We start from the raw sequence: 13631 nt of genomic DNA on the forward strand, positions 1-13631 counted from the left end.
TTAAATCAATTTTTTTAATCAATTTTTTAGTCAAATAATGAACTTAAGGAATCCTTATTTGAGATCCTTTTAATAGCTTCTCCTAAAAGATTACCTACTGATATTATAGTAAGCCTTGGGACCCTCTTTTCTACAGGAATTGGTATTGTGTTAGTTACTACTAATTCCTTTATCTCAGATTCTTCTAATCTCTTATGGGCATCATTTGTTAAGATACCATGCGTAACAGCTGCATAAATATCTCTTGCACCTCTTTCTCTTAAAAGCTTTGCCGCTGAAAAAAGAGTATTCCCTGTTGTAATTATATCATCACATATAATAACATCTCTTTCTATAACATCTCCAATTATTTCCTCAACCTCTGCCACCTCTGGAGCTGGTCTTCTTTTATAAATTATAGCAAGAGGAGTATGTAATCTTTCTGCTAAAGCTCTTGCTCTTGTAACACCTCCAATATCAGGTGATATAACAACAGGATTTTTAAGATTTTTATCCTGAAAATACCTTGAAAAAAGAGGTAAAGCTGTTAAATTATCAACAGGAATATCAAAAAACCCCTGAATCTGACCAGCATGAAGGTCCATAGTTACAACCCTTGAAGCCCCAGCAACTGTAAGAATATTAGCTATAAGCTTAGCAGAAATAGGCTCTCGAGATTTAGTTTTTCTATCCTGTCTTGCATAAGCATAATATGGAATTACAGCTGTAACCTCATCTGCAGATGCCCTTTTTAAAGCATCAATTATTACTAAAAGTTCCATAAAGTATTCATTCACTCTGCTACCAAGAGACTGAATTACATATACTTCTGCTCCTCTTACACTTTTTGAAATCCTTGCATATATCTCACCATCTGAAAATCTTCTTATTTCAATTTCTCCAAGCTCAATACCTAAATATTTAGCTACTTCTTCAGCAAGTTCCCTATTAGAGGTCCCACTATACAAAGCTAAACATTTATGTGCCATACTTACTCTCCTTTAACTCTTTTATTTATATTTATATATGAGTAAGGCCCAATTATTGCTCCCTTTTTAAGATTAATATCTCCAAATATGAAAGAAAAAGGATATACAATAACATCATGCTCTATATTAGTTTTTTTTCCTATTACAACGTTCTCCGGTTCTATCATAATAACACCATTTTCCATATGTTTTTTATTTATTTTATTCTTTAATATTTTTCTTAAAAATGCAAGCTCTTCCTGAGTGTTAGCTCCTAACACCTCTTCCTTATTTACATGAAAAACACCAACTTTTTTGCCTTTTTTAACAAAATATCTAATCGCATCAGTTAAATAAAATTCTCCTTGAGCATTATTGTTAGATAAAAGTGGTAAAATTTCTTTAAGATACATCCATTTAAAAACATAAATAGATGTATTAATCTCCTTGATATTCTTTTCTTCTTCATCTGCATCTTTTTCTTCTACAATTTTCAAAACATTACCATTAAAATCACGTACAACTCTTCCATATCCTTTAGGATCTTCTAAAAAAGTAGTTACTAAGGTACAATCATTATTTTTTTCTATATGTTCCCTACACAAATCTCTTATCGTATTTTCTTCCACTAAAGGTACATCTCCTGGAAATATTACCAGATTACCACTAAAATTACCAAGTTTTTCTTCAGCCCTTTTTATTGCGTCACCTGTACCTAAAGGAACATCTTGAACCACCATGTGATCATTATCAGAAATTAATACTTTTATTTTGGGGCTCACAACTAATATATAATTTTCACCAAAAACCGACTTTATTGTATCAAGTAAAAAATCTAAAAGATTAGATTCATAGAGGGGATGAAGAACCTTTGGAAGCTCAGTTCTCATCCTTTTACCTTGTCCTGCTGCTAAAATTATAGCCTTAAATCCATTCATGCTTAGGTGAATTTTTATAATAAAAATTGGCTGGGGAGGCTGGATTCGAACCAGCGAATGGCGGATCCAAAGTCCGCTGCCTTACCAGCTTGGCTACTCCCCAGTGCCAAAATAATTATATATTATAGTGAAAAAGAGGTCAATAAATGATAAAATAATTTTCAAAATGAAAGTCAGGATTAATACAAACTTTAAAAATTTAAGAAAAGTCTATAAAAATCTGATTGAAAAATCAAAACACAATATAGTTTATCCTCTATTATTATTTATAATTATCGACCTTTTAATCCTCTTAATTGATTTTATTATTACCCCACCTTTAAAAATAGGAGATATAGCCCCTAAAAATATAGAAGCACCAAGAACTATAATATATAAAGATGAAGAGGAAACAGAAAGAATAAAAAATCTCCTTCTTTCTCAATTCAAACCAGTTTATACTATTGACCAAAATATTATTTTACAGAATATTAGCAAGCTATCAGAATTAATGATAGTTACAGAAGAATCTTCAAATATAACTAAGTATTTTTCTTCTCTTCCCTCATCAAGAATTAACCTAATTAAAAAGAAAATAGAGAAATGGTTAATAGAAAATTATACAAAAGGGATTAAACCAGAAGAGACTGATGAGGTAAAACAAAAATTTATAAATTTCCTAATAGATGAAATTTATATACCAGCCCAAATAGCCCAAGAACTTTCAGAAATACTGATAGTTCCTAACATGTTTATAAATGAAAAAGAGACGGAAACAAAAAAACAAGAACTATTAAAGTCCATTAAACCTATAGAAAGACTAATTACAAAAGGTGAAATTATTGTTAGAAAGAGTGAAAAAATAACAAGAGATAAATTTATAATTTTAGAGGCCTTAGGCTATACCCTTTCTCAAAAAAACATATTAAGACTTATAAGTCTTTTTTTAACTTTATCAGCCCTCCAATTATCCATTACCATTTTTACGAGAAAATATTTAATAATAGAAAAAAACTTAAATATTTTTCTATTGATGAATTTTTTATTTACTCTATCAATACTTTCATCTAAGATTTTCTCTTTCTATTCTCCCTACTTAAATCCTTTAACTTCATATTTATTCATTTCTACAGTTTTATTAGATTTTCCATTATCTTATATTGTTTCTCTAACAATAATAGTAAGCTCTTCTATTTTCTCCTTTTCTTATACTATCCCTATTTTATTGTTCTTTGATTTTCTTATCATAAATAACAAAATTAAAGAATTAGAAAACAGATCAGATTATGTAAAGATTGGTTCTCTTATATCACTAATTAGAATACCCTTTATTGTTTTTGGCAAGCTTGTTTTTAACGAGTCAGATTTGACATATACAAACATGATTTATTCATTTATTAACCCTACCTTATCAGCTATTCTTTCAGTGGGAATAATTCCTCCCATAGAAGAATTATTTAGAGTAGCTACACCATTAAAATTATTAGAAATGACAAATCCAGATCATCCCCTTCTAAGAAAAATCCTTATGGAAGCACCAGGTACTTATTATCACAGTTTAATTGTAGGAAACTTAGCAGAAAGAGCAGCTAAAGAAGCTGGAGCAAATGAGAGAATAACAAGAACTGCAGCCTTATATCACGACATAGGCAAAGTAAAAAGACCTCAATATTTCATAGAAAACCTTCTTCCAGGCCAAAATAATCCTCATGAAAATTTATCTCCCTATATAAGTGCTCTTATTATCAAATCACATCCAAAAAATGGAGCGATAATTTTAAATAATTATAAGTTTCCCAAAAACATTATAGATATTGTTGAGCAACATCATGGTACAAGCCTCATTAACTATTTTTACAATAAGCAATTACAGATTTCTAAGAAATATGTACCTGAGGATGATTTTAGATATCCTGGCCCAAAACCCGAATCTAAAGAAGCAGCTATAGTGATGTTGGCAGATAGCATAGAAGCAGCCACAAGAACCATTACTAATATTACTCCAGAAACTATAGAAAAAGTAATAAGAGAAGTAATTAGAGAAAAACTTATAGATGGACAATTAGAAAACAGTAAACTAACCTTAGAAGAATTAGAAAAAATTGCTCAGAGTTTTATAAAAACAATTATTGAGCTAAGACACCCAAGGATACCATATCCAAGTTTTAAACTTAAGGAAGAATAAAAAAAATCAACAAAAAAAAGAGGCTCTCTGGCGATGACCTACTCTCCCACCCCGTTGCCAGGGCAGTACCATCGGCGCTGGAGGGCTTAGCTTCCGTGTTCGGAATGGGAACGGGCGTTTCCCCTCCGCTCTAATCACCAGTAGCCTCCTCTTCCTTCATAACTCCATCATAAATCCTTCTTGAGAGAGATCACACCGTAACCAGCCAGGCGTCAAAGCCTCGGCATATTAGTACCGGTCGGCTTCACGCATTGCTGCGCTTCCACCTCCGGCCTATCTACCTCCTCTTCTCGGAGGTGCCTTACCAGGTTCTCCCTGTGGGAAACCTTATCTTGGGGTGGGCTTCGCGCTTAGATGCTTTCAGCGCTTATCCCGTACGGACTTGGCTACCCAGCTCCTGCACCTGACGGCACAACTGGTACACCAGAGGTCCGCCTGCTCCGGTCCTCTCGTACTAGGAGCAGTTCCCCTCAAGTTTCCTACGCCCGTGGCGGATAGGGACCGAACTGTCTCACGACGTTCTGAACCCAGCTCACGTACCGCTTTAATGGGCGAACAGCCCAACCCTTGGGACCTTCTCCAGCCCCAGGATGCGGTGAGCCGACATCGAGGTGCCAAACCTCGCCGTCGATGTGGACTCTCGGGCGAGATCAGCCTGTTATCCCCGGAGTAACTTTTATCCGTTGAGCGATGGCCCTTCCACTCGGGACCACCGGATCACTAGGCCCGACTTTCGTCTCTGCTCGGCCCGTCGGCCTCACAGTCAGGCAGGCTTAACGCCCTTACACTTTAGGCACGATTTCTAACCGTGCCAAGCCTACCTTTGGGCGCCTCCGTTACCTTTTAGGAGGCGACCGCCCCAGTCAAACTGCCCACCAAGCACTGTCCCCCAAAAGGCTCTTCTTTTGGGGTTAGAACCCCAACACCACAAGGGTGGTATTCCACCGGCGGCTCCACAGAGGCTGGCGCCCCTGCTTCTCAGCCTCCCACCTATCCTCTACATGCGGTGCCAAAGTTCAATGCCAGGCTGCAGTAAAGCTTCACGGGGTCTTTCCGTCCTGCCACGGGTAGTCCGTATCTTCACGGACACTCTAATTTCACCGGGCCCCTCGTTGAGACAGCGCTCCAGTGGTTATGCCTTTCATGCAGGTCGGAACTTACCCGACAAGGAATTTCGCTACCTTAGGACCGTTATAGTTACGGCCGCCGTTCACTGGGGCTTCGGTTCAGGGCTTCGGGTATTCCCCTAACCCTTCCCCTTAACCTTCCAGCACCGGGCAGGCCTCAGCCCCTATACATCGGCTTCTACGCCTTAGCAGAGACCTGTGTTTTTGGTAAACAGTCCCCAGAGCCACTTCACTGCGGCCCTTTCAGACTATTCACCTTACTCGGGCACCCCTTCTTGCGAACGTACGGGGCCATTTTGCCGAGTTCCTTAACGAGGGTTATCCCGCGCACCTTTGGATCTTCACCTCGCCCACCTGTGTCGGTTTGCGGTACGGGCACCCGCTAACCTCCCTAGAAGCTTTTCTCGGCAGTGTGGGCTCGATGCCTTCGCCCTCTCTCGAGGACTCCCCATCACTCCTCGGTTCATCAGGAGTGCGGATTTGCCTACACTCCCTCCCTTAGAGCTTGGACCTGGTATGTCACCACCAGGCGCACCTACCCTCCTGCGTCCCTCCTTCGGTATTAACGGTTAGCAGGTGGGGCCGGAATATTAACCGGCTGTGCATCACCTACGCCTTTCGGCCTCGGCTTAGCTCCCGCCTAACCCTGGGAAGACGAGCTTTACCCAGGAAACCTCGGGCTTTCGGTGGGAGGGATTCTCACCCTCCTTTTCGCTACTCATGCCGGCATTCTCACTTCCGCCTCGTCCAGCGGTCCTTCCGGTCCGCCTTCTCCCTACAGCGGAACGCTCCCCTACCGCTCTACCTACCCGAAGATAGGTAGAACCCAAAGCTTCGGTGCCGGGCTTTAGCCCCGTGTATTTTCGGCGCAGCTTGGCTCGATCAGTGAGCTATTACGCACTCTTTGAATGATGGCTGCTTCTAAGCCAACATCCTGACTGTCTTCGCCAAGCTACCTCCTTTACCACTTAGCCCGGACTTTGGGACCTTAGCTGTTGATCTGGGCTGTTCCCCTCTCGACTATGGAGCTTATCCCCCACAGTCCGACTCCCAGCCATCCACCTAAGGCATTCGGAGTTTGACTGGACTCGGCAGCGGATCCCCGCCCCTCGCCCAACCAGTGCTCTACCTCCTTAGGCTTCATCGGCTGAGGCTAGCCCTAAAGCTATTTCGGGGAGAACCAGCTATCTCCAGGCTCGATTAGCTTTTCACTCCTACCCACAGCTCATCCCATAGCTTTTCACTGCTAACGGGTTCGGACCTCCACGGGGGGTTAACCCCGCTTCATCCTGGCCATGGGTAGCTCGCCTGGTTTCGGGTCTAATGCGTGTGACTAATCGCCCTCTTCAGGCTCGCTTTCACTTCGGCTCCGGGACTCCTCTCCCTTAACCTCGCCACACGCATTAACTCGCCGGCTCATTCTTCAACAGGCACGCAGTCGAGCCAGCTCAAAAGAGTTACCCCTTTTGAGCATCGCTCTCCTACTCCTTGTGGACGTACGGTTTCAGGTTCTATTTCACTCCCCTCTCCGGGGTTCTTTTCACCTTTCCCTCACGGTACTATGCGCTATCGGTCACCAAGGGTATTTAGCCTTAGGCGGTGGTCCGCCCTGATTCGCGCAGGATTCCACGTGCCCCACGCTACTCGGGATTAAGGCCCATAAGAGATACATACTTTTCGCCTACGGGGCTCTCACCCTCTCTGGCCAGCCTTCCCAGACTGTTCGGCTAAGTATGCATTCCCTTACGAGAGAGTCGCGGCTCCCTCCGGCCTTATCCCTCTACCCCTGAGTGGCAACGCCCGCGAGCTTCTCCACCACTCAGGTTTAGGCTCCTCCCCTTTCGCTCACCACTACTCAGGGAATCGATTGTCTCTTTCTTCTCCTCGGGGTACTAAGATGTTTCAGTTCCCCCGGTTCCCCTCCCTAAGAGTTTCCCCTTAGGGATACTCTGGCATTACCCAGAGTGGGTTTCCCCATTCGGAAATCCCCGGATCATAGCTTGCTCGCAGCTCCCCGGGGCGTTTCGCCGCCTGCCGCGTCCTTCTTCGGCCCTTGGTGCCTAGGCATCCACCGTACGCCCTTTCTACTTTGACGCCCGGCTGATTACTGCATCATCCCTCTCTATCTTCTCTTGTCTAAGGTGCAAAGATACAGGGAGAAAAGAGGGAGAAGAGATAAAGGAAAAAGAGGACACTTTTCCTTCTCCATAAGAAAGGAGGTGATCCAGCCGCACCTTCCGGTACGGCTACCTTGTTACGACTTCACCCCAATCATCCGCCCCACCTTCGGCAGGCTCTTCGCCTGACTTCGGGTGTTGCGGACTCTCGTGGTGTGACGGGCGGTGTGTACAAGGCCCGAGAACGTATTCACCGCAGCGTGGCTGATCTGCGGTTACTAGCGATTCCGCCTTCACGCAGGCGAGTTGCAGCCTGCGATCTGAACTGGGGGTGGCTTTAGGGATTCGCTCCACCTCGCAGCTTCGCTCCCCTCTGTACCACCCATTGTAGCGCGTGTGTAGCCCAGGGCATAAGGGGCATACTGACTTGACGTCATCCCCACCTTCCTCCGGCTCATCGCCGGCAGTCCCCTTAGAGTGCCCGGCTTTACCCGCTGGCAACTAAGGGCAGGGGTTGCGCTCGTTGCGGGACTTAACCCAACATCTCACGACACGAGCTGACGACAGCCATGCACCACCTGTGCAGGCTCCAAATAAGGGGAAACCCCCTCATTCGGCACTTACCCTTTCGGGTAAGCTTTCAGCCTGCATGTCAAGCCCTGGTAAGGTTCTTCGCTTAGCATCGAATTAAACCACGCGCTCCACCGCTTGTGCGGGCCCCCGTCAATTCCTTTGAGTTTTAGCCTTGCGGCCGTACTCCCCAGGCGGGGCACTTATCGCGTTTGCTGCAGCACGGAGAGTCTGACTCCCCACACCTAGTGCCCATCGTTTACGGCTAGGACTACCGGGGTATCTAATCCCGTTCGCTCCCCTAGCTTTCGCGCCTCAGCGTCAGGGCCAGTCCAGAGAGCCGCCTTCGCCACCGGCGTTCCTTCCGATATCTACGCATTTCACCGCTACACCGGAAGTTCCGCTCTCCTCTCCTGCCCTCTAGCTTAGCAGTATCAGATGGCCTCCCCAAGTTGAGCTTGGGGCTTCCACATCTGACTTGCTAAGCCGCCTACACGCCCTTTACGCCCAGTAAATCCGGACAACGCTCGCCCCCTACGTCTTACCGCGGCTGCTGGCACGTAGTTAGCCGGGGCTTTTTCCTCGGGTACCGTCAGCTTTCTTCCCCGAGAAAAGAGGTTTACACCCCGAAGGGCTTCTTCCCTCACGCGGCGTCGCTCCGTCAGGGTTTCCCCCATTGCGGAAGATTCCCGGCTGCTGCCTCCCGTAGGAGTCTGGGCCGTGTCTCAGTCCCAGTGTGGCCGACCACCCTCTCAGGCCGGCTACCCGTCTTCGCCTTGGTGGGCCATTACCCCACCAACTAGCTGATAGGCCGCAGGCCCATCCCAGAGCAGTATACAGAGTTGCCTCTGTATACTCTTTCCTTACCTTAGCTCTCCGCTCGGTAAGTATATGGGGGTTTAGCACCCCTTTCGGGGTGTTATCCCCCTCTCTGGGGTAGGTTACCTACGTGTTACTCACCCGTGCGCCGCTCTCACTCCTATCGGTTATCCCAATAGGAGCTACCGCTCGACTTGCATGCCTTAGGCACGCCGCCAGCGTTCGTCCTGAGCCAGGATCAAACCCTCCATCCAGTATATATCATACCTTCCCTTTCGGGTCTGTATCCTCGCTCTCTATATGCCTTCCTCTCTTCTTCCTTCTCTCTTCTCTCTCCCTTTTCTCCCTTTGTCTAATGTGCATCCGCCCTTTCTCATCGGGCGGATTAAATTCTATCATATATATCTCCCTTTTGCAAGAGGGGGGACAAGAAAAAAATATAAAAAAGCAAAAAAGCCTCTATACCTCTTGATCTTCTTCTACCTTTTCTCTTCTTTGATTTCTAAACATTTCTAAAATTTCAGAGACAGAAGTTGCATCATAAGGACCTTTATCCTCTCTAATAAAGCCAATAACTCTTGGGAATCTTAATGCATAACCTAATCCATCAGTTTCTTTTCCACATGTATGCACGGGGCTTCTTGTTATTTCATCAGCTTGAATTTCTACCACATATTTAGGTTCTACCCATACATCAGGTTCTATTAAAGAATCAACATTACTGGGTTTATGGTCAACTTTTACTTCATCTAAAACTTCCCTAAATTTTACCCATTCCTCTTCCGTTGGGCCTGTTCCTATTTTTGCTATAGTCTTAAATAGATCTCTCTCTTGATCATACACTCCAACAAGAAGGGCACCTATTCCAAATTTTGCTCTATGTCCTCTTCCTTTAAAATATCCAAGAATCACACAATCAACTGTATCTGTGAGATGACTTTGATAAGATCTCTTTAATTTTATCCAGTTAAAATTTCTTACTCCTGCCTGATATGGGGCATCTAATCTCTTAGCTACAATACCTTCCAATCCTTCACTAATACATTCCTCAAAAAACATCTGTATTTCCTTCGGATCACTGGTAACAATATTCTTTGTTATAAAAATTTTATCTCCTTCTTTTATATTCTCTTCTAATTTTTTTCTTCTTCTAAGATAAGGTAAGGATGTAATATCTTCTCCATCTACATATAAAATATCAAAAGTAAATAGCTGGAGAGGAAAAAGCTCTACCATTTCACTAATATTATATTTCCTTTTTCTTTGAACAGTAACCTGAAAAGGATAAAATTCTCCAGTTTCGGGATTATAAGAGATAGCTTCACCCTCAATTATTATCTCCTCCTTAGGTATCTGATCAAGTATCCCTTCTACTAAATCAGGAAACATATGGGTATTATCTTCTAAATTTCTTGAGAAAATTTTGACAATTTTACCTTTTTTATGTATCTGACACCTAAAACCATCAAACTTAGGTTCTACTGAGCATTTACCCATTTTTTTAATGATCTCTTCAGGCTTAGAAACCCTTTCAGCTAATGCCATCCTTATAGGTCTTCCAACTTGTACCTTGATTTTCTTTAGAGCTTCTGTACCTCCTTCCCAAAAAACCTTAGCCACATATCCTAAATCAGAAGTAATATTAAAAGCTCTTTCTATAAAAGACCTTAGAGTCTTATCTTTTGCCTTTGCATAAGAAAGAGCATCCATAATTGTTGGCTCTCCTATTCCAAGCCTTAATTTCCCTAAAACTATTCTTACCAGATATTTTGCTCCTTCTGAAGTTAAGGAGTTTATAAGAAAAGCCAATCTATTTACTTTGGCATCAACACTTCCTTCTCCAGAGATACTAGCTATCTCATATAAAACATTAAACACCTCAGTAATTGATAAATCTTTTTCTCTTTCTCTATGGTACCTTATTACAATTTCTCCCAAGTCTCCTATTTCTTTATAAACCCTTTCAAGTTCTGATATAGGCACTATAAATGCTAAAGCCATAGCTCTTAATACTAATTTTTCTGACATACCAAACTCGACTTTTTCATATTCAGGAGCAACTCTTCCATTTAATAAATAGATTATCTTATCAATTTCTTCTTTATCTGCCTTTTTAAATAAATCAGCTAATATTTCAGTCATCTCATTTCTTTTTGTAGTAATTTCTAATCTTCCAAAATATTCTGCCAATTCACTAAAAAACATACCTCTTCATTCTCCTTTCATTAAAATCTTTTGATATAATTAATTTTATCACTATAAAAAAGTAAGGGAGGAAAATTAGTTATGGAATTTGTAAAAAGTCATGGTCTTGGAAATGATTATATAGTCCTTGAAAAAAATAAAATTGATTTTATATTAAACGAGAAAAACATTAGATTAATCTGTAATAGAAATATGGGTATAGGATCTGATGGTATCCTTGTATTTGAAAAGACTAACGATAACGAATTTGCTGTCAGAATTTTTAATCCTGACGGAAGTGAAGCAGAAAAGAGTGGCAATGGACTCAGAATTTTAGCTAAATATATATATGACTACGGTTTTACCTCTCAAAAAGAATTTTTTATACACACATTAGGAGGAAGGGTTAGAGCCAATATAATTGAGGAAAAAAATAACAAAGCAAAATGTATAGAAATTGAAATGGGAAAAGTTACCTTTAATACTAAAGAAATTCCTGTAAATACAGAAGAAGAAGAACTTGTAGACAAAGAATTAGAAATAGATCACGAAAAAATAAAAATAACCTGCCTTTCCATAGGTAACCCTCACTGTGTGTTTTTTGTTGATAATATTGATGAAGAAAAAATTAAAAAATTAGGTCCAACTTTGGAAAATCATCCTCTCTTTCCAAACAGAACAAATGTTCAAATGGTAAAGGTAATATCTCCTGAAAAAATAGAGATAAGAATATGGGAAAGAGGTGCTGGTTATACACTTGCATCTGGTAGTAGCTCTTGTGCAGCAGTTTCAGCAGCATATAGGAAAGGTCTTGTCAATAATTATGTAGAGGTTCTTATGCCTGGGGGCGAATTAAAAATAAGAATAAATAAAGATTGGACTGTTAACCTCATAGGTCCTGTAGAAGAAGTATTTAAAGGTCAATTCTCTGAAGAATTTTGGGAAAAACTTAAAGAGATTTAAATCATTCCTTTTTTAAATTCTGTTAATTGATATAAATGGTCTTTCTCTTGTTTTATTATCTCAGAGAGGATTTTTCTATCTTTCTCTGGTATAAATGGTTCTACCTCATAATAAAATAAAAGAGAATCCTTCTCAAGTCTGATAGCAAGATCTAATATTTCTTCTTTGTTCCATACAGTTTTCTTGGTAAGTTCATCCCAATCAATAAATACCTGTGAATTCACCCAAGCATGTAAATATTTATTGGCTTCTTCATCAGGATAAGCAGATACAAAACCTTCTTTTTCAATCTCACGATAAATCTCTTTAAAAGTTATTGCATGAGCATGCTCCTGAACAGCAAGATATGAAAATAGTCTTTTTAAGTCTTCCTTCTCCACTTTAGATTCCAATATTTTATAAAATTTTTCACTCTCTTCTTCTAAGTGAATTGCCATTTCTAAAAGATCAGCAGAAGAAAACATCTTTACCATTTTCTATAAAACCTCCTTTTTTTACTTTCCAGATACCATAACGTCTTCTAACTTTATTATTGGAGAAGCTACATTCCCTTTAAAATATAATTCGCTTCCTACTTCAGATATTGAATTTAAAAGATCCTTTAAATTTCCAGCAACAGTCATCTCTGCTAACGGTTTATAAAATTCACCATCTCTTATTTGCAAACCTTCTATACCTAAGGAAAAATCTCCAGAAACTGTATCTGCAAGATGTAATCCCATTAAAGAAATAATATAAATACCATTTTTTACAGAAGATATTATCTCTCTCTCTGTTCTAATACCTGGTTTTATATACATATTGAAGGAGGCTATTTTAGGTAGACTCTTAAAATTAAGACGCACTCCATTTCCAGTAGAATTTCTTCTTTCTTTATTAGCAGTGTATAAATTATGAAGATATTCCTTTAATATTCCATCTTCAATAAGATACTTTTTATATGTTTTAACTCCTTCATCATCAAAAGCCCTTGGAACCAATGACCTTTCATCAGTAGGATCCTCTATAATACTCAATACTGGAGATGCCACTCTTTGATTAATTAATCCCTTCAATAATGATTTGTTTTTCTGAACATTGTCAGCAATGAACATATATGAAAGAAGCTCTAAAAAATCACTTGCCACATCTGAGGGGAGTAAAATTGTAGTACGTCTAGATAGGGTTTGCTCAGCTCCCAATAAGCTTGTAGCCTTCCAAACAACCTTATCTACTAAATTATCAAAATTCAAATCATACCAAGTTCTTCCAGTATCAAACTCAAAACCGCTTCTCTCATTATTCCCATCAGAAGCTGAAATTTCTGTGTAAACATATTGATATTGATAATTGTATTCAAGGAAAGTATTTAATGTATTTATTATCTTATTATTTTCACATATTTTCTCCCAAACTATATTTCTTATACTTTTTATTCTCTTATCCTTAGAATATATTTTTTTCTCAATTTCTTTAAGAGTGTTAATTCTTTCCTCCATCGGAGGATCCTCAATATATCCTTTTATATCTTTGGCTTCCAAATCTTCTACTAAACTCCAATTTTCATCAATAGGCATATAATCAACATATGCCAATGCCTTATTTATAGCTTCCTCCACATTCTTAATATCAGTAGTGTATGAAAAACTTTGCTTGTTTTTTTTAAGTATTCTTATACCTATACCTTGTTCTTTTGATACTTGATATTTCTCTACGTCTCCACCATATATTGTTAAAGAATGTTTTTCCTTTTCTTGATAAAAAATTTCTCCTTCAACTTTATTTTTCTTAAGAAATTTCAAAACAAATTCTATATCTAACAT

8 protein-coding genes, 1 tRNA gene and 3 rRNA genes are annotated in these 13631 nt (G+C 40.3%); 2 read left to right on the forward strand and 10 right to left on the reverse strand.

Annotated elements, in window-relative coordinates; translation table 11 throughout:
• Window positions 1-26: 26 nt before the first annotated feature.
• The 3 genes from ACY3IT_RS08065 to ACY3IT_RS08075 form a co-directional block, all read right to left on the reverse strand.
• The gene (locus tag ACY3IT_RS08065; protein WP_463082432.1) at window positions 27-968 is read right to left on the reverse strand and encodes a ribose-phosphate diphosphokinase; all 942 of its coding nucleotides are present in this window, start codon (window positions 966-968) and stop codon (window positions 27-29) included.
• 2 nt (window positions 969-970) lie between these two features.
• A complete protein-coding gene (locus ACY3IT_RS08070; protein ID WP_463082433.1) occupies window positions 971-1885 on the reverse strand; it encodes a sugar phosphate nucleotidyltransferase in 915 nt (304 codons plus the stop codon).
• A gap of 27 nt (window positions 1886-1912) precedes the next feature.
• A tRNA-Gln gene (locus tag ACY3IT_RS08075) sits at window positions 1913-1988 on the reverse strand.
• A 63-nt stretch (window positions 1989-2051) separates the two neighbouring features.
• On the opposite strand from ACY3IT_RS08075, the gene ACY3IT_RS08080 reads away from it, so the two are divergent.
• Window positions 2052-4049, forward strand: coding sequence for an HD family phosphohydrolase (locus tag ACY3IT_RS08080; protein WP_463082434.1), 1998 nt, complete (start codon window positions 2052-2054; stop codon window positions 4047-4049).
• A gap of 25 nt (window positions 4050-4074) precedes the next feature.
• Here the strand turns inward: ACY3IT_RS08080 and rrf are convergent.
• From rrf to ACY3IT_RS08105, 5 genes are all read right to left on the reverse strand, one after another.
• Window positions 4075-4191 (reverse strand): 5S ribosomal RNA (rrf, locus tag ACY3IT_RS08085).
• 66 nt (window positions 4192-4257) lie between these two features.
• A 23S ribosomal RNA gene (locus tag ACY3IT_RS08090) occupies window positions 4258-7271 on the reverse strand.
• 117 nt (window positions 7272-7388) lie between these two features.
• A 16S ribosomal RNA gene (locus tag ACY3IT_RS08095) occupies window positions 7389-8936 on the reverse strand.
• Together the 16S, 23S and 5S rRNA genes form the textbook arrangement of a ribosomal RNA operon.
• A gap of 7 nt (window positions 8937-8943) precedes the next feature.
• Window positions 8944-9081, reverse strand: a complete 138-nt coding sequence (locus ACY3IT_RS08100) for a hypothetical protein (RefSeq protein WP_463082013.1) — start codon at window positions 9079-9081, stop codon at window positions 8944-8946.
• Between the two features lie 60 nt (window positions 9082-9141).
• Window positions 9142-10887, reverse strand: a complete 1746-nt coding sequence (locus tag ACY3IT_RS08105; RefSeq protein ID WP_463082435.1) for an ATP-dependent DNA ligase — start codon at window positions 10885-10887, stop codon at window positions 9142-9144.
• 81 nt (window positions 10888-10968) lie between these two features.
• Here ACY3IT_RS08105 and dapF point away from each other — a divergent pair, with 81 nt between their 5' ends.
• Window positions 10969-11829, forward strand: a complete 861-nt coding sequence (gene dapF, locus ACY3IT_RS08110; RefSeq protein WP_463082436.1) for a diaminopimelate epimerase — start codon at window positions 10969-10971, stop codon at window positions 11827-11829.
• On the opposite strand, the gene ACY3IT_RS08115 is transcribed toward dapF, so the two are convergent.
• Together ACY3IT_RS08115 and ACY3IT_RS08120 are read right to left on the reverse strand one after the other, a co-directional pair.
• The gene (locus ACY3IT_RS08115) at window positions 11826-12302 is read right to left on the reverse strand and encodes a ferritin-like domain-containing protein (RefSeq protein WP_463082437.1); all 477 of its coding nucleotides are present in this window, start codon (window positions 12300-12302) and stop codon (window positions 11826-11828) included. The two genes, dapF and ACY3IT_RS08115, sit on opposite strands and share 4 nt — an antisense overlap.
• Before the next feature lie 21 nt (window positions 12303-12323).
• Window positions 12324-13631 (reverse strand): TldD/PmbA family protein, encoded by a 1308-nt coding sequence (locus ACY3IT_RS08120; protein ID WP_463082438.1) that lies wholly within the window; start codon window positions 13629-13631, stop codon window positions 12324-12326.

The sequence above is a fragment of the Dictyoglomus sp. GBS genome, from assembly GCF_055179815.1.

What these genes read in the sequence shown, in the direction of transcription:
- ACY3IT_RS08065 (WP_463082432.1), bottom strand. Translation starts at nt 968, where the DNA reads ATGGCACATAAATGTTTAGCTTTGTATAGTGGGACCTCTAATAGGGAA.
- ACY3IT_RS08070 (WP_463082433.1), bottom strand. Translation starts at nt 1,885, where the DNA reads ATGAATGGATTTAAGGCTATAATTTTAGCAGCAGGACAAGGTAAAAGG.
- ACY3IT_RS08080 (WP_463082434.1), top strand. Translation starts at nt 2,052, where the DNA reads ATGAAAGTCAGGATTAATACAAACTTTAAAAATTTAAGAAAAGTCTAT.
- ACY3IT_RS08100 (WP_463082013.1), bottom strand. Translation starts at nt 9,081, where the DNA reads ATGATAGAATTTAATCCGCCCGATGAGAAAGGGCGGATGCACATTAGA.
- ACY3IT_RS08105 (WP_463082435.1), bottom strand. Translation starts at nt 10,887, where the DNA reads ATGTTTTTTAGTGAATTGGCAGAATATTTTGGAAGATTAGAAATTACT.
- dapF (WP_463082436.1), top strand. Translation starts at nt 10,969, where the DNA reads ATGGAATTTGTAAAAAGTCATGGTCTTGGAAATGATTATATAGTCCTT.
- ACY3IT_RS08115 (WP_463082437.1), bottom strand. Translation starts at nt 12,302, where the DNA reads ATGGTAAAGATGTTTTCTTCTGCTGATCTTTTAGAAATGGCAATTCAC.
- ACY3IT_RS08120 (WP_463082438.1), bottom strand. Translation starts at nt 13,631, where the DNA reads ATGTTAGATATAGAATTTGTTTTGAAATTTCTTAAGAAAAATAAAGTT.